The 16593-nt window shown below is 41.5% G+C and carries 16 protein-coding genes; 13 read left to right on the top strand and 3 right to left on the bottom strand.

What is annotated here, in order from left to right:
• Positions 1-55 precede the first annotated feature (55 nt).
• Positions 56-2281 (bottom strand): S9 family peptidase, encoded by a 2226-nt coding sequence (locus tag ACVCDT_RS01560; RefSeq protein ID WP_447130981.1) that lies wholly within the window; start codon positions 2279-2281, stop codon positions 56-58.
• A gap of 137 nt (positions 2282-2418) precedes the next feature.
• On the opposite strand from ACVCDT_RS01560, the gene ACVCDT_RS01555 reads away from it, so the two are divergent.
• The 3 genes from ACVCDT_RS01555 to ACVCDT_RS01545 all read left to right on the top strand — a co-directional run bounded on the left by ACVCDT_RS01555 (position 2419) and on the right by ACVCDT_RS01545 (position 4218).
• The gene (locus ACVCDT_RS01555; RefSeq protein WP_447130980.1) at positions 2419-3042 is read left to right on the top strand and encodes an NAD(P)H-binding protein; all 624 of its coding nucleotides are present in this window, start codon (positions 2419-2421) and stop codon (positions 3040-3042) included.
• On the top strand, positions 3043-3756 hold the full coding sequence (locus ACVCDT_RS01550) for a tRNA1(Val) (adenine(37)-N6)-methyltransferase (protein ID WP_447130979.1): 714 nt from the start codon (positions 3043-3045) through the stop codon (positions 3754-3756).
• 84 nt (positions 3757-3840) lie between these two features.
• Entirely contained in the window at positions 3841-4218 is a 378-nt protein-coding gene (locus ACVCDT_RS01545; RefSeq protein WP_447130978.1) for a hypothetical protein, read from the top strand.
• An 11-nt stretch (positions 4219-4229) separates the two neighbouring features.
• Here ACVCDT_RS01545 and queG read toward each other — a convergent pair whose 3' ends face one another.
• On the bottom strand, positions 4230-5375 hold the full coding sequence (queG, locus tag ACVCDT_RS01540) for a tRNA epoxyqueuosine(34) reductase QueG (RefSeq protein WP_447130977.1): 1146 nt from the start codon (positions 5373-5375) through the stop codon (positions 4230-4232).
• On the opposite strand from queG, the gene ACVCDT_RS01535 reads away from it, so the two are divergent.
• The 10 genes from ACVCDT_RS01535 (at position 5369) to ACVCDT_RS01490 (ending at position 15879) form a co-directional block, all read left to right on the top strand.
• Positions 5369-6934, top strand: coding sequence for an NAD(P)H-hydrate dehydratase (locus tag ACVCDT_RS01535; RefSeq protein WP_447130976.1), 1566 nt, complete (start codon positions 5369-5371; stop codon positions 6932-6934). The genes queG and ACVCDT_RS01535 overlap by 7 nt on opposite strands.
• Positions 6935-6936: 2 nt before the next feature.
• Positions 6937-7434: a tRNA (adenosine(37)-N6)-threonylcarbamoyltransferase complex ATPase subunit type 1 TsaE gene (gene tsaE, locus ACVCDT_RS01530; RefSeq protein WP_447130975.1), complete on the top strand. Its 498-nt coding sequence runs from the start codon at positions 6937-6939 to the stop codon at positions 7432-7434.
• On the top strand, positions 7434-8768 hold the full coding sequence (locus tag ACVCDT_RS01525; RefSeq protein WP_447130974.1) for an N-acetylmuramoyl-L-alanine amidase: 1335 nt from the start codon (positions 7434-7436) through the stop codon (positions 8766-8768). Before tsaE ends, ACVCDT_RS01525 begins: the two co-directional genes overlap by 1 nt.
• A gap of 32 nt (positions 8769-8800) precedes the next feature.
• Entirely contained in the window at positions 8801-10615 is a 1815-nt protein-coding gene (gene mutL / locus ACVCDT_RS01520) for a DNA mismatch repair endonuclease MutL (RefSeq protein WP_447130973.1), read from the top strand.
• Complete coding sequence (miaA, locus tag ACVCDT_RS01515) at positions 10608-11561, top strand: tRNA (adenosine(37)-N6)-dimethylallyltransferase MiaA (protein ID WP_447130972.1); 954 nt, start codon at positions 10608-10610, stop codon at positions 11559-11561. Before mutL ends, miaA begins: the two co-directional genes overlap by 8 nt.
• Before the next feature lie 93 nt (positions 11562-11654).
• Complete coding sequence (hfq, locus tag ACVCDT_RS01510; RefSeq protein ID WP_447130971.1) at positions 11655-11900, top strand: RNA chaperone Hfq; 246 nt, start codon at positions 11655-11657, stop codon at positions 11898-11900.
• Positions 11901-11922: 22 nt separating this feature from the next.
• Entirely contained in the window at positions 11923-13212 is a 1290-nt protein-coding gene (hflX, locus tag ACVCDT_RS01505; RefSeq protein WP_447130970.1) for a ribosome rescue GTPase HflX, read from the top strand.
• An 87-nt stretch (positions 13213-13299) separates the two neighbouring features.
• Positions 13300-14451, top strand: coding sequence for an FtsH protease activity modulator HflK (hflK, locus tag ACVCDT_RS01500; RefSeq protein ID WP_447131269.1), 1152 nt, complete (start codon positions 13300-13302; stop codon positions 14449-14451).
• Between the two features lie 3 nt (positions 14452-14454).
• Positions 14455-15339 carry a protease modulator HflC gene (gene hflC, locus ACVCDT_RS01495; protein ID WP_447130969.1) on the top strand — a complete coding sequence of 295 codons (885 nt, stop codon included), beginning with the start codon at positions 14455-14457 and terminating at the stop codon, positions 15337-15339.
• A gap of 153 nt (positions 15340-15492) precedes the next feature.
• Positions 15493-15879, top strand: coding sequence for a DUF1304 domain-containing protein (locus ACVCDT_RS01490; RefSeq protein ID WP_447130968.1), 387 nt, complete (start codon positions 15493-15495; stop codon positions 15877-15879).
• 114 nt (positions 15880-15993) lie between these two features.
• Here the strand turns inward: ACVCDT_RS01490 and efp are convergent, their stop codons facing one another.
• Positions 15994-16563: an elongation factor P gene (efp, locus tag ACVCDT_RS01485; protein ID WP_447130967.1), complete on the bottom strand. Its 570-nt coding sequence runs from the start codon at positions 16561-16563 to the stop codon at positions 15994-15996.
• Positions 16564-16593: the final 30 nt, after the last annotated feature.

The following is a 16593-nucleotide window of genomic DNA, read 5'->3' as shown; positions in this document are numbered from 1 at the left end:
AATGATTTGTTCTGAGACCAGTGGCTATCTATCAGCCACTGGTCACAAGCTTTACTTACATCCCTAAATGCTTATCAAAAAAGTTAGTGATGGTTTTATATAGGTGTATGCCGGTGTTTTTACCACGAATACTGTGTTTTTTGCCTGGGTAATCCATGCTTTCAAATGGAATAGCTAAGTCTTGTAAGTGCTTGTATAACTTAGTGCTGTTAGTGAACAACACATTGTCATCGGCCATGCCGTGATAAATTAACAAGTTACCTTTTAAATTTTTAGCATAAGGGAACACAGATGAAGCTTGGTAAGCTTGTGCATCGGTTTTGGGGTGCCCCATAAATCTTTCGGTGTAATGGGTATCGTATAATCCCCAGTCTGTTACTGGTGCGCCAGATACTCCAGCTTGGAAATATTCACCTGCTTTAAACATGGCCATAAGAGTCATATAGCCACCGTAGCTATGACCATAAACGCCTATGCGATTTTTATCTACATAGGGCAGAGTATGCAAAAACTTCACACCTTCTACTTGGTCGGCTAATTCAACACTGCCCATTTTTTTGTATAAAGGATCTTCAAAGGCTTTGCCTCTGGCTTCAGAGCCACGGTTATCAATACTAAACACCACATAACCTTTATTGGCCCAATATTGCATCAATAGTCCACGGTTTCCGCCCCAGCTATCTTTAACCACTTGTGCACCAGGTCCACCGTATAAGTACACTATTACAGGGTGTTTTTTGGCTTTGTTTTTAGGCTCATATAAACGATAAAATATCTCTGTGCCATCTTGGGTGTTAAAGCTACTCAGTTTAGGGGTAACCCAATTTTGTTGATAAGGTTTAAGCGGATGATTCTCATCAATTTTGTTTTCGTTTAGCCAAGTGAGTTGTTGGCCATTAGCCTTATGTAAACTCACTTGTTGTGGGGTATTGGTGGTACTAAAGCTATCCACATACACACTGGCATCTTTGCTAAAGGCTATGTTGTGGAAGCCATCGCGCTGCGTTACTTTGCTGATCTGGCCTCCGGCTAAGGCGACTTTGTACAAGTGTTTTTCAATAGGTGTATCGGCACGGCCAGTGAAATAAACTAGACCGCGTTTGTCGTCTACCGCTTCGATTTTATCAACTACCCACTTACCCTTAGTAAGCTGGCGAACCTCTTCTCCGTTATTCTTGTGTAAATATAAATGTTTAAATCCACTTTTTTCAGAAGCCCAAATAAAGTGTTTTTTATCATTTAGAAAGCGTAAATCTTCATTTAAATTTACCCAGGTTTTACTGCTTTCGTTAAGCAAAGTACTTTGACTCTTGTCTTTAATATTAAAGGCTTTTAGGGATAAGTTTTGTTGACTGCGGTCTTGAACTTGATAAGTAAGGGTGTGGCTGTCTTTCATCCAGTTTACCCTAGCTAAATAAATGTCTTGCTCTTGGCCAAGATCCACCCATTGTTTTTGTTGGTTTTTAATATTTACTACAGCTAATTTAATCAACACATTGTTTGTGCCAGCACTAGGGTAACGCTGAGTAATCATTTTAATTGAATCTGCATAAATTTCGCTGCGAGTAATAAGTTCTACCGGCGACTCGTCAATTTGGGTGAAGGCTATGTGTGATTCATCTGGCGACCACCAGTAGCCTGTCATGCGTTTCATTTCTTCTTGGGCGACAAATTCGGCCATAGCATTTTTTATTGGCCCTTGTCCGTCATGAGTTAAACGCGTTTCTTGGCCAGTTTTGATGTGCTTGATATATAAATCTTGATCACGCACATAAGATAAATAGTTACCCTTAGGTGACAACTTTAGATCTGTTTCAAAGGCTTCTGTGTCTAACACTTGTTGGGCTTTTTTATCGCCTAAACGGAAATAATAAGCATCACCAGCTAAAGGGAAAAGCAAGGCTTTACCGTCTGCTGACCATTGATAGCTCACTATGCCAGAGCCACTTAAGCGCATACGCTCGCGACGAGCTTTTTCTTCGTCTGATAGAATTTCAGGGCCAGAACTTAAGTCGTCAGAGTCAAAAAGCAGTTGAGTTTTGCCAGTGCGAATATTGTACTCCCACAGATCTAAACGTTCGTAATCTGATTGTTTGCCTTGTAAAAAGGTTACACGCTTTCCATCGGGCGACACTTTTAGGTTACGTTGAGTGCTGCCTTGTAACGCGGGAGATTGAAAAATGCGTTCTATGGTCAGGCTGTTATTTTGTTGTGTTTCACTACTGGCACTTGGTGCCCAGATACCTAAGCTACATAATAATAAGTAGGTAAGCTTTTTCATGTTTGATCTTTCCTGTTGCTGTGCTGTCGTTTTGCCGCATAATTGCGATAAAATGCCAACATTCATGTGTTTGAGGGCGTCACCCTATGCCCCATTGTATGGGTTTGTTACGCAATGGTAAAACCTAAGAGTAAAGAATGACTAAATCTGCGTTGGTATTAGGGGCAACTGGCTTGGTAGGCCAAGCCTTAGTAAAACAGTTATGCCAAGATAGCCGCTACCACAGTGTAAGGTGTTTAGTGCGCAAACCTTTGAGTCAGTCGTTTTTAAGTTTTGCTAGCGCCAAATTGCAACCTTTAGTGATAGATTTTAATCAGCTACAAGACTATCAAGGTTATTTTACAGCCGAGCATATTTATGTGTGTTTAGGCACAACTATTAAGTCTGCTGGTAGCAAGCAAGCCTTTCGAAAAGTGGATTTTGAATATGTGCATATTGCCGCTCAACTAGCTAGCGCGCAAAGAGCCACAAGTTTTGTATGGATTTCCTCAGTTGGGGCCAATGCAAAAAGTCGTAGTTTTTATCTTAGGGTAAAAGGTGAACTAGAAAATGCCATTTTGCAATTATCAGGACTCAAGCATGCATCGGCGGTTAGGCCTTCTTTGTTGTTAGGGCAACGAAGTGAATTTCGTTTGGCAGAATATTTGGGCAGCATCTTAGGGCAACTGGTTTCCCCCTTGTTAGTGGGTAAAATGGCGAAATACAAACCAGTAAAAGCTCAAGATGTAGCAGCAAAAATGATTCAGTTGCAGGTATTTTAGATGGGCTTTCGTTGTAAACAATTTGCCATAGACGACAGCCAATGTGCCATGAAAGTGGGAACAGACAGCCTAATGTTAGGCAGTTGGGTGGAGCCAAAAGAGGCAAGCAAAATACTTGATATAGGCACAGGCAGTGGGTTATTGGCCATTATGCTTGCGCAAAAAGCGCCAAGTCATGCTCAAATTACTGGCATAGATATCGACAAACACGCCATAACACAGGCAAAAACCAATGCTGCGAACTGCCCTTGGTCACAAAAAATAACCTTTTACCAAAGTGACGTGCAAACCTGGCCCCTTAATCAGCAATATGATTTAGTGATTAGTAACCCGCCTTATTTTGCAGTAAACCACAGTGCCAACCAGCTAAGTCGCAACAACAAGCGGGAGCATGCCCGGCAAACCTCAGCCCTAAAGCATGGTGATTTACTTAAATTTGTGAGTCAGGGGCTGTCACCAACTGGAACATTTTATTGTGTGTTGCCAGCCGATAGCGCCGCCGCTTTTTGTACTTTGGCCGAGCAATGTGGTTTGTACCTAATCAAAAGTTTAGCCATTCAAGCTAGGCCAGATACAGCAATAATAAGAATGTTATTAGCTTTTAGTTGGCAATCTATTAAGCCCATTGAACAACAAATAACAATTTATACCCAAGCGCAAAATTACTCACCTGAATACCAAGCCCTGTGTAAAGATTTTTATCTCAACTTTTAAGCTGCGTTTAAGCAAGCCACAGAATACTGAAATTTCGCTTATACTCTAGGTACCCTTTCTATTTATGGTAGCCTGAGGGACAGCATGAAAACCTTTGAATTGCCTAAATCTATTGCTTGTTTGGTTAATGAATTACACCTAGTTGAAATGGTTTGGCAAGGCGTGCCAGTGCAAATTCCTCATTTTGCTGTGTATGCCATTATTCATCAGCCGTTATTTAAAAAAGTCTTACACAAAGAAAACCGTAAAGTGGGGCTGCTAAAATTTCAGCGTTACAACATTCCAGTGATTGACCCTTTTTATTCGGAGCAAGACTTTAGCCCAAATTATGCACTGATTATGAGCCACAGCCGAGGTGATCAATTTGGCTTATATGGTTATCCCGCAGATCATATTGAAACCGATATTTGTATCGACAGTGATCACCCATCAGTAAATCGTATTGTTCGAGATTATCTATAGAATTTTTGTGGTTAAGCGTCGCGGCTTAAACCTTTTTCAATACTGCGGATTAATCTATCGGTTTGTCGATTAATACTTTGCTTTTGCGGGGGCTTTTTTTGTTGCTGCTGATCTAACGCCCACTCTATGTGTTCTTGCACTAACTCAGTGGCTACAGGTAAGGCTTTTTCAAGGCAGTCAATTATGGCTTGGCTATAATCGGCATTACCTAAGGCAACGGCTATATTGCGTTGCCAGCGCTGATGTCCTATTCGCCGAATTGCCGAACCTTGAGTAAGGGTTAAAAAGGTGTGTTCATCCCATTCAAATAAATCAATTAATTGTTGACCATGTAGATCTTTTCTTGGGTGAAAGTCGGCCTCATCTGTGATCTTGGCGTAACGATTCCATGGACAAATCAACTGGCAATCGTCACAGCCATAAATACGGTTACCTAGTAGTTTCCGATAAGGCTCAGGAATAGGCCCTTTTTGTTCAATTGTTAGATAAGAAATACAGCGCCTAGCATCCACCACGTAAGGCTCTACTATGGCTTGAGTAGGACAAATGGTTAAACAAGCCGTGCAACTGCCACATTTTTCTGCAACCGCTTGGTCGACAGGTAAGGCAATATCAACAAATAGTTCACCCAGAAAAAACCAAGATCCTGCTTCTTGGTTAATGGTTAATGAATGTTTACCTGTCCAGCCTATGCCGGCTTTTTCGGCAATGGCATGTTCTAGTACTGGGGCAGAGTCAACAAAAGGCCGAAAATTTAAGGAGGCACATTCAGTTTGAATTTTTTCCCCAAGTTTTTTTAAACGGGCACGCATTAACTTGTGATAATCACGACCTAAGGCGTACCGACTAATATAGGCCTGCTGTTTGTTTTTAAGGTTTTTGGCAAAGCTAGCATCTGGGGGTAAATAATTCATTCTGACGCTAATAACGCGCACTGTACCGGGTAATAATTCGGCAGGTTTAGCCCGCTTCATTCCATGCTCATGCATATAGCTCATCTGCCCTGCGTAACCTTGTTCAAGCCAGCGAGCTAAATAAGCTTGATGTTGCTGTAGATCTACATCACTAATACCAACTTGTTGAAAACCTAGCGCTTTTCCCCAAGCCTTGATATTTTTAGCTAAGAGCGATAAATCAGAAGTGTTAAGTGATGACATTGAGCAACCTGTTAACCGAGCAAGCGGCTGCGAGTCTAGCACATAAAATTGTGCCTGCAGAGCATGTTAAAACGCTAGAGCCTAAGGCTGCAGAGCTGGCTGGTTGCACTATGTTTGAATTAATGCAACGAGCTGGTGCCGCGGCCTTTAATTTACTGCAAAAAAAATGGCCAATGGCCAAGCGTATTTTGGTGTTAGCTGGGCATGGCAACAATGCCGGTGATGGTTATGTATTAGCCACTTTAGCTAAACAACAAGGTTTAGAGGTGACTGTTTGTTGTGATGATCCGCAGCATCAGTTGTCGGGAGATGCCAGACAAGCAAAAGTTATATGGCAGCAAGCGAATGGCACAACTTTAACCTTCAATGAGCCTGATTTTAAGCATTATGATCTGCTGGTGGATGCCTTGCTGGGTACAGGTTTAAAAGGTCTAATATCAGAATCTTTATCTAGCTTAATTCAAAGCATTAACCAAAGTCATTGCCCAATTTTAAGTTTAGATTTGCCCTCTGGTATGCATGCCAATACAGGCCAGCCTATGCCCATTTGTGTACAAGCCAGTGTCACTATTACTTTTGTGGCAATGAAACCTGGACTCGTAACAGGCCAAGGCAAATTTTATTGTGGCCAGCTTACTTTTGCTGATCTTGATATAGGCCCAAGCTTTTTTCCTTTGGCAGTACAAGCTCATTGCCAAAGCGCCCAATTAGTCAATTATTCAAGCTTATTACCTTTGCCAGCAAGGCCTACCCACGCCCACAAAGGAGCTTTTGGTCGAGTATTATGCATTGGAGGCAATGCTGGTATGGCTGGGGCCATTAGTCTTAGTGCTCAAGCTGCGCTAAGAGCGGGGGCTGGGCTAGTAAAGGTATATTGCCATGCTAAAAGTGCGTTAAGTGTTTCAACTACTAGACCTGAAATCATGCTAGCTGAAGCTTCGTTAGAACAGGCTTTGCAATGGAGTAGTTGTATTTTAATTGGACCTGGACTAGGCCAAGATGATTGGGCCGAACAACAACTCTCACGCTTAATCGATTATTTATCTGAGCAGCCTAAACCTGTTGTGATTGACGCTGATGGTTTAAATTTACTGGCAAAACGCTTAACAGATAATAGAGTGCTGGCGATTTTGGCAAACTTACCTGCTTGTATTATCACTCCCCACCCTGGTGAAGCCAGTCGATTGTTAAATTGCACTATTGCTGATATCGAAAGTGATAGGTATGCAGCAAGTCACAGTCTTAGCCAACGCTTAAATGCAGTGTGTGTATTAAAAGGCGCGGGCAGTATTATTTGCGCCCCTAAAACTAGTGATTGGCCAGTAAGCTTGGTATGCACTGGGGGCAATCCTGGTATGGCTACAGCAGGCATGGGCGATCTGTTAACTGGCGTGGCAGCGGCATTGCTCGGACAAAACTTTAGTGCACAAAACGCCGCCTTATATGCGGTTTGTATGCACGCAGAAGCAGGCGATAGAGTTGCCAACCAATATGGTCAACGTGGTATGATAGCGTCAGATTTGTTTTGCGCCTTACGCGCTATTGTTAATGGACGATAACCATGTCTTTAGATTCTCCAGCAGCTGAAAAATCGGCATTTTCCATAGCACTGGCTAACGAACAAGCTACTGTAGACTTTGCCAAGCAGCTGGCTAGCTTGTGTCAACAAGGAATAGTGATTTACCTTAGTGGTGATTTAGGTGCAGGCAAAACCACTTTTAGTCGAGGATTTATTCAAGCCTTAGGGCATCAGGGTAATGTAAAAAGCCCCACTTACACTTTGGTTGAGCCTTATGAATTGGCTAATTGGCGGGTGTTTCATTTTGATCTATATCGACTTGCCGATCCTGAAGAGCTGGAGTTTATGGGGATCCGCGATTATTTTGAAACAGATTGTATCTGTTTAATTGAATGGCCAGACAAAGGGGCGGGGCTCTTGGCACCGGCTGATTTACAGATTAGTATGGAATACACTGAAACTGGAAGACATCTAACCATGCAGGCAGCATCGCAAAAAGGTATGGACTTGCTTAATCTTATGAACTCAAAAGCTCAATAATGCCGCAGTTTTGTTCGATAAAATTTAATGGGTTTTGCATCAGCTTAATGCTGATGTTTTTGAGTTTTGCTAGTTTGGCCCAAAATAGCATAGAAGGCCTACGTATTTGGCCTTCACCGAGCAGTACGCGTTTAGTTTTTGATTTATCCGACACTCCTAAATTTAGTTATTTTACCTTAGACAATCCACAACGTTTGGTGATTGATATTGCCAATACGCCACGTAATTTTGATTTTTCTAAGATCACCAACGACAGTCAGCTAATTAAAAAAATTCGTTATAGCACCGCCAAAGATGCAAAGTCTGTGCGTGTGGTAATAGAGCTCAGTAAAAAACTAGACAACAATATTTTTGCTTTGCCACCTACAGCTCCTTATGGCAATAGGTTAGTGGTGGATTTAAATGACGATAGCCCCGCCACCCCACAAATTGTTTTAGATGCTAAATCAGCCACCGACAGAGATATCATAGTGGTAATAGATGCAGGCCACGGCGGTGAAGATCCTGGCTCCATTGGTCGCGCTGGCAGTTATGAAAAAAATGTGACCTTGGGCATTGCTAAAATGTTGCAGAAGCTGATCAATGATGAAAAAGGCATGACATCCGTGATGACCCGCACCGGTGACTATTATATTTCGCCTAATGCTCGTCCACAAATTGCCCGGAAACATAAAGCCGATATGTTAGTGTCTATCCACGCCGATGCCTTTACTACGCCTCAGCCAAGCGGTGCCTCAGTGTGGGTATTGTCGATGAAAAGGGCCAATACCGAGCTGGGTCGTTGGATGGAAAGAACCGAACGTCACTCAGAATTATTAGGTGGGGCAGCTGAAATTATTCAAGATACTGCCAATGAAAGATATTTAGCCCAAGCCTTATTAGATATGTCTATGGATCATTCGTTAACCACAAGTTATGACCTAAGTCGCGATATGATTAAACAACTTGGCAAAGTCACTAAGCTACATAAAAAAACGCCACAAGCGGCTAGCTTAGCTGTGTTAACTGCGCCAGATATCCCTTCTATTTTGGTGGAGACGGGCTTTATTTCTAATCCACGAGAAGAAAAGAATTTAAATTGGTCGGCCTATCGTAAAAAGTTAGCCCAATCGATTTTTGCCGGATTAAAAAGCCATTTTAAGGACTCGCCTCCAGATGGCTCTTTATGGGCTAAGTGGAAGCGAGAAAATCGCACTCATAAGGTGCGTAGCGGCGAATCTTTATCGCTGTTAGCTCAGCGCTATAATGTACGAGTTAGCTCACTTAAAAAAGCCAATAATCTTCATTCTGACGTGGTGCGTATCGGTCAGGTATTAACCATTCCTCGCACCTAAATTTTTATCGCTTTACAACCAAGGTTTGTCATTTGCCCATTCAAATTCTACCCGCTAGGTTAGCTAACCAAATTGCTGCTGGAGAAGTAGTAGAACGTCCTGCTTCTGTGGTGAAAGAACTTTTAGAAAATAGCTTAGATGCTCAAGCAAACTCTATTGAAATCGAGATAGATAAAGGCGGGCACAAGCGCATTTTAATTCGAGATAATGGCAAAGGTATTCCTAAACAAGAACTAGCTTTAGCCTTAAGTCGACATGCTACTAGTAAAATTTCTAAATTAGATGATTTAGAAGCCATTTGTAGCTTAGGCTTTAGAGGTGAGGCCTTAGCCAGTATCAGTTCGGTATCTCGATTGGCGTTAAACTCTAAGCCCAGTGAGCAAACACAAGCCTGGCAAGCAAGTTGTGAAGGGCGAGATATGGAAGTGAAAGTTAACCCCATAGCTCATCCAAATGGCAGCAGTGTAGAAGTGTTAGATTTGTTTTTTAATACTCCAGCAAGACGTAAGTTTTTACGTACTGAAAAAACGGAATTTAGCCACATAGATGAGTTGCTTAGGCGTATTGCCCTTAGCCGCTTTGATGTGAGTTTTAGTTTAAAACACAATAATAAGTTGTTGCGTAAATATCCTGCTGTGACTCAGCAAAGCAATCAGCTTAAACGTATTGCCGCAATTTGTGGGCAAGATTTTGCACAAAATTGTATTGAGCTAAATAGCAGCTATCAAGAATTTGAGCTTAAAGGCTGGATGACCCAACCCAATGCAAATAAAGCTGCGGCTGAGTGCCAATATTTTTATGTGAATGGCCGCATGATGCGGGATAAACTCATTAATCATGCTATTCGACAAGCATTTGAAGAAAACATGGGAAAAAGCATTGCCCTTGATTATGTGCTTTATTTAAACCTACCGCCCGACCAAGTGGATGTGAATGTACATCCAGCTAAACACGAGGTGAGATTTCATAAAGCGCGACTGGTACATGATTTTATTTTTCGTGCATTAACAGATGCAATGCAACAGTTTTTTGCAGAGGGTAATCACACTGCTATTAACCAACAACTGCCAGAAGCCGCGCCTAAACACGATTATATTCAGCCGTTACAATATGTGAGTGATAAACCGCAGTTAGCAGAACATAGTCATTCTTATAGCCAAACACCTAGCGGCGCTAGTGTATCAGCTCAAGATCTAGGTAAAAAAGCCCATGCTCATCATGCGCTAAGTTCTGCACCTATTGCTCGGCAAAGTAGCGAAAACTATCAGCAGCTAATGACACCAAATGCTTCTGCTTTCAATCAAGAGCAGCAAAGCCCAGTCGAATCAGAGCCAACTTCCTTAGGGGTAGGGCAGTGGTTAAAAGTGAATAATGAGCAGTTGATTGCTCAGGTTGAACAACAGTTTTATTTAATTAGTATTCAAGCCTTACATTTAGCTAAGTTAAAGGCTCAGTTTGATGTTGCCTTGCCAGTGAGCCAGCCTTTGTTAATGCCTATTTCTATTGCCGCCGAGCCTGCTTTATTAAGTCAAGCGAAGGACTTATATCAGGGGTTATTAGAAAATTCAGTTGAAATTGGCTGGACACTAACACGTTTAATGATCAGAAAAGTGCCAGCCGGCTTTAGGCAGTTAAACTGGGCTGAATGTTTTACTGATATTCTACAATGCCCTAAAACCGATAGTTTAACAGTACGTAAGCATTTACTAGCTTGTATGGTTGCTTCTATGCAAGTTGACAATCAACAAATTCAAATGTGGCTAAATCAAGACAAAGAGCTAGGCAAGTTGCTTGCATCTATTGGTCGACCTGTAGCTTTAAGTGAATGGATAGCAAACTATGACTAAGGCTAATCAACAAGACAGCAGCCAGCTGCCACCTGCTATTTTTTTAATGGGCCCCACTGCTTCAGGTAAAACCGCTTTAGCCATAGAACTTTGCGCGGCATTACCTTGCGAAATTATTAGTGTTGATTCAGCACTGATTTATCGAGGTATGGATATAGGCACAGCCAAACCTACTTTAGAAGAGCTTGAGCAAGCTCCGCACAGGTTAATAGACATACTCGACCCTGCACAAAGTTATTCGGTGGCCGAGTTTCGTCGAGACGCTTTAGATGCCATGCAAGAAATAACCAATAAAGGCAAGATCCCACTTTTGGTGGGCGGCACCATGATGTACTACAAAGCCTTAATTGATGGATTGTCGCCTTTGCCTGAATCTGATCAAAAAGTACGTCAACAAATTCAGCAACAGGCGCAAGAATTTGGTTGGGAAAAATTACATCAACAACTTGCAGAGGTTGATCCTGTATCGGCACAACGTATTCATCCAAATGATCCACAAAGGTTAATTAGAGCATTAGAGGTTTATTTTTTAACAAATCGGTCGATGACAGACTTGATGGCAACTAAATCTGACCCCATAGGTTACAAAGTGAAACAATTTTGTATTGCGCCTGAGGATAGAAAGGTATTACATCAACGTATTGAACAGCGTTTTGACTTGATGATTGAAGCAGGGTTTCAGCAAGAAGTAGAAAAATTGCGCGCCAGAGGTGATCTGCATTTAGATTTACCCTCTATAAGGTGCGTGGGTTATCGTCAGATGTGGCAATATTTAGACGGAGAGTCTAGTTTTAGTGATATGCGTGATAAATCAATTGCTGCCACTAGACAATTAGCAAAAAGACAATTAACTTGGCTTAGGGGGTGGGAAAATATTTACTCGCTTGATACCTTTAGCTCTGACAATTTGTCAAAAGTTATAAAGCTGAGTGAATTTCAGCGCTAACATAGAATGCTCAAGTCTATACAGCTATAGGTTTTACTGTATAATCTTTGGTGTAGGGTAAAATTTTCATAATAAAAAGAAAAAGGACAGATCATGGCAAAAGGGCAATCACTACAAGACCCATTCCTAAATGCGCTTCGTAAAGAACGCATTCCTGTATCCATTTACCTTGTTAATGGTATTAAGTTACAAGGTCAAGTTGAATCATTTGACCAGTTTGTAATTTTACTAAAAAATACCGTAAGTCAAATGGTATATAAGCATGCAATTTCTACTGTGGTTCCATCACGCGCTATTCCTATGCCTACTGCTGGTCAAGCGGATTCAGACGAAAGTTAAAATATGGTTTTAGGAGAACGGCTTGTTTGATCGTTACGAAGCAGGCGAACAAGCTGTTTTAGTACATGTAGATTTTTCTGATGAAAACAGCAAAGAAGACTTGTTAGAGTTGCAATTGCTGGTGTCGTCGGCAGGTGTAAATGCCATTGATGTAGTGACGGGTTCGCGACAAGCACCCCAGGCTAGGTATTTTGTCGGCTCGGGTAAGGCCCAAGAGATTGCCAACGCAGTGCAGGCTAATCAGGCCGATGTGGTTATCTTTAATCATAGTTTATCCCCATCTCAAGAAAGAAATTTAGAGCAATTGTGCAAATGCAGGGTGTTAGACCGAACCGGTTTGATCTTGGATATCTTTGCGCAAAGAGCTAGAACTCATGAAGGTAAATTACAAGTTGAGTTAGCGCAATTAAGGCATATAAGTACGCGTCTTATCCGAGGCTGGACTCATTTAGAAAGGCAAAAAGGCGGCATTGGTTTACGAGGGCCAGGTGAAACCCAACTTGAAACCGATAGGCGTTTACTTAGAGCTAGAATTAAAGCGATACTGCGTCGTTTAGAAAAAGTCCAAAAGCAACGAGAGCAAGGCCGAAGAGCAAGAGTACGTGCCGAGATCCCCACAGTCTCTTTAGTGGGATACACCAATGCGGGTAAATCAACCTTGTTTAATACTATGACGGCTTCAGATGTTTATGCGGCTGACCAATTGTTTGCTACACTCGATCCCACACTTAGAAAGATTCAGTTACAAGATATTGGTTCAGCGATTCTGGCTGATACGGTTGGTTTTATTCGTCACCTACCCCATGATCTAATTGCGGCATTTAAAGCCACTCTTTTAGAAACGCAACAAGCAGACTTGTTATTGCATGTGGTGGATTATGCTGATGAACAGTTCCGAGAGAATATTGACCAAGTTAACGAAGTCTTGGAAGAAATCGAAGCAGATGAAATTCAGCAGCTGGTGGTATGTAATAAAATAGATAAAATGCCAAGTGTAGAAGCCAAGATCGACCGTGACGAAAACGGTGTGCCAATCAGGGTTTGGTTGTCGGCGCAACAAGGTATAGGCATTGATTTATTATTAACTGCCATTACAGAATGTTTGTCTAAAAACATGGTGCAATATACCCTGTCTATTCCGCCTGAAAAAAGCAGCCTAAGAGGTGTGTTTTTTGATTTAAATTGTATATCGTCACAAAGTTATACAGACGATGGGCACTGGCAAGTACAAGTTAAAATGGAAAAAAGTGATTGGTCGAGATTGTTAAAGCGAGTTGATGGCGATTTAGAGTCTTATATCGTAAAGAGTTAACTTTCGAGCAATCAAGTAACAAGTTTTAAATATAAATAATAAAGGGGCTAGCCCCTTCTTTTTGAATTAACTAGTTGGAGAAAAATGATGGCTTGGAATGAGCCCGGTGGAAATAATAATGATCCTTGGAAAAATAAAGGGGGGCGAGATCAAGGCCCGCCTGATTTAGACGAAGTGTTCAAAAATTTAATGAATAAGTTTGGCAAGTTTGGCGGCAACAAAGGCGGTTCGTCTGGTGGTAGCAGCTTAGGTGGATTTGGCATACTGGTTATTCTAGGTATTGTGGTTGTAGGCTGGTTTTTAAGCGGTATTTATACCATAAGAGAAGCTGAGCGCGGTGTGGTTTTGCGTTTTGGCGAATTCAGCCATTTTGTTGAGCCTGGTTTGCAATGGAAACCTACCTTTATAGACAAGGTGCTCCCTGTTGATGTGCAAACAGTTCGCTCTATGCCTTCATCTGGTTCAATGTTAACTGAAGATGAAAACGTGGTACGAGTAGAAATGGAAGTGCAATACCGTATTTTAGAACCTTATAAATACAGCTTTGCAGTAACTAGCCCAGAAGAAAGCTTAAGCCAAGCCTTTGATAGCGCTATTCGTTACGTGGTTGGCCATTCAAAAATGGATGATATCTTAACCAGCGGTCGTGAAACGGCGCGCCAAAGCGTACGCGACGAATTAACGGGCATTATAGAGTCTTACGACATGGGGATTTCCATTGTTGATATGAACTTTAGGGATGCTAGACCTCCAGAAGAAGTAAAAGAAGCTTTTGATGATGCTATTGCTGCACAAGAAGATGAGCAACGTTTTATCAACGAAGCTCAAGCTTATTCACGTGAAATTGAACCAAGAGCTCGTGGTCAAGTAAACCGTATGGCGCAAGAAGCACAAGCTTATAAAGAGCGAGTAATTTTAGAAGCTCAAGGTGAAATTGCACGTTTTGAAGAGTTATTACCTCAGTATATTGCTGCTCCTGAAGTTACACGTAGCCGTATCTATATCGAAACCTTAGAAGAGGTTTATGGCAATACCAGCAAGATATTGATAGACACCCAAGGGACAGGCAACATGATGTATTTGCCTTTAGATAAAATCTTAGGCACCCAGTCTGGTCCTACAGTTCCTGCCAATATTCGCAGTACCTTAGAAGGATTACGTAATCAAGACAACGATGATCAACCGGTCAGCAATTCTAGAAGCAGTCGCAGTAGTGGCTTACGTAGTGGGAGAAACTAAGGCATGAAAAATTTTATTGGATTATTAATTGTCGTTGTAGCGATTTTAGCGTCGGGTGCTTTGTTTGTTGTTGAAGAAGGCAGCAAAGCCATTGTCATTCAATTTGGTAAAGTGCAACGGGATAGTGAAACAGGGAAAACTACAGTATTTGAGCCTGGCTTACATCTTAAATTACCCTTTTTTGATCGAGTGGTGAAACTAGATTCGCGTATTCAAACCCTTGATGAAGTTCCAGATAGATTTGTGACTTCAGAGAAAAAAGACTTAATTGTTGATCTCTATGTTAAATGGAGAATAGAAGACTTTGCTAAGTACTACCTAGCCACTGGTGGCATTAAAAGTAGTGCAGAAGTTCTACTACAACAAAAAGTAAACAACGGTTTACGTTCAGAGTTTGGTACCCGAACCATTCAGCAAATAGTCTCTGGTGAGCGTGCAGAATTAATGGATGGTGCCATGGAACAAGCATCAGCTAGTTCAGATGAGCTAGGTATTAAAATTGTAGATGTAAGGGTAAAACAAATTAATTTACCTCTTGAAGTTCGTAATTTTATATTCCAAAGAATGCGCACCGAACGTGAAGCTGTAGCTAGAGAGCACCGTTCAGAAGGTAAAGAGAAAGCTGAGTTTATCAAAGCTGATATCGATGCCAAAGTAACAGTTATGTTGGCTGATGCTGAGCGTAATTTACGTAAGTTAAAAGGTGAAGGTGATGCACTAGCGGCAAAAATCTATGCCGATACCTATACCAAAGATCCTGAATTTTATAGTTTCTTACGTAGTATGGATGCTTATAAAAAGAGCTTTAGCAATAAACAAGATGTGTTAGTGGTAGAGCCTGACAGCGACTTCTTCAGATATATGAAAGGTCGAAAAGGCCAGAAATAGCCTTAGTTTTAATAGTCAAAAAGCGCCTTAGGGCGCTTTTTGTGTTTTAGCGGGCAATTTGCTGTTATCTCCAAGTGATCGACCAGTTCTCTTGCAACTAGATACGAATTGCCACACTATGAGCACTATTCGCAGCACGCTAAGGTAGTATTTATGAAGTTTTGGGCCGGTTTTATGACATTTTTAGTGGCTGCATTGCACATGGGGTTTATGGTGCTAGAAATGTTTTATTGGGATCATCCTTTAGGCCACAGTATATTTTCACTTACCCCAGAAATGGCCGCGGCCACTGAATTATTAGCCATGAATCAAGGCTTATATAATGGCTTTTTAGGTTTTGGCTTGTTATGGGCTTTACTCTCAGGCAATCAAAGTTTAAAGGTATTTTTGTTAATTTGTGTAGCTGTAGCAGGGGTATTTGGTGGCTTAACAGTCAATCTTAATATTGTTTATGTGCAAGCCTTACCTGGATTGTTGGCTCTATTGTTTGTGGTAAAAGCTAAACGCCGTCAGGCAGGAGAAACACGCTTATTCTCTTAAATATGATGCTTTATAAATTGTAGGTTTGATACTAGGAGTGACGCCCTTTAGGGGAAAGAATAGGCGATGGGTAAGCTAATTAAGCTTAGTTACCCATCACTTTAAATAGGAGTATTATTTTTGAGCGCGTGAAACGTATTCGCCGCTACGAGTATCAACTCTAACCACTTCACCAGTTTGTACAAATAAAGGTACACGTACCACAGCACCAGTAGATAGAGTGGCTGGTTTACCACCTGTGCCTGCCGTATCGCCTTTCAAACCTGGGTCAGTTTCAGTGATTTCTAGCTCAACAAAGTTGGCAGGTTGCACAGCAATAGGGGCGCCATTCCATAAGGTAATAGTGCAAGTGTCGTTTTCAACTAACCATTTAACGCTATCACCTACAGCTTTTTCGTCAGCGGCGATTTGTTCAAAGGTTTCGTTATTCATAAAGTGCCAAAACTCACCGTCGGCATACAAGTATGCCAAGTCAGTATCCATTACATCTGCACCTTCAACCGAATCACCCGACTTAAAGGTTTTTTCGATGACTTTACCTGATATAAGTTTACGAATTTTAACTCTATTAAAGGCTTGGCCTTTACCTGGTTTAACAAATTCATTCTCAAGAATGTTGCAAGGTTCGCCGTCGAGCATTATCTTAAGGCCCGCTTTAAACTCATTTGTGCTGAAATTAGCCATGTGTCCTCGTAAATTAACTATGCTGAGTCT

The organism is Paraglaciecola aestuariivivens (assembly GCF_052983255.1).
Note: the sequence above shows the minus strand (reverse complement) of the source record. Positions and strands in the feature narration are given on the sequence as shown.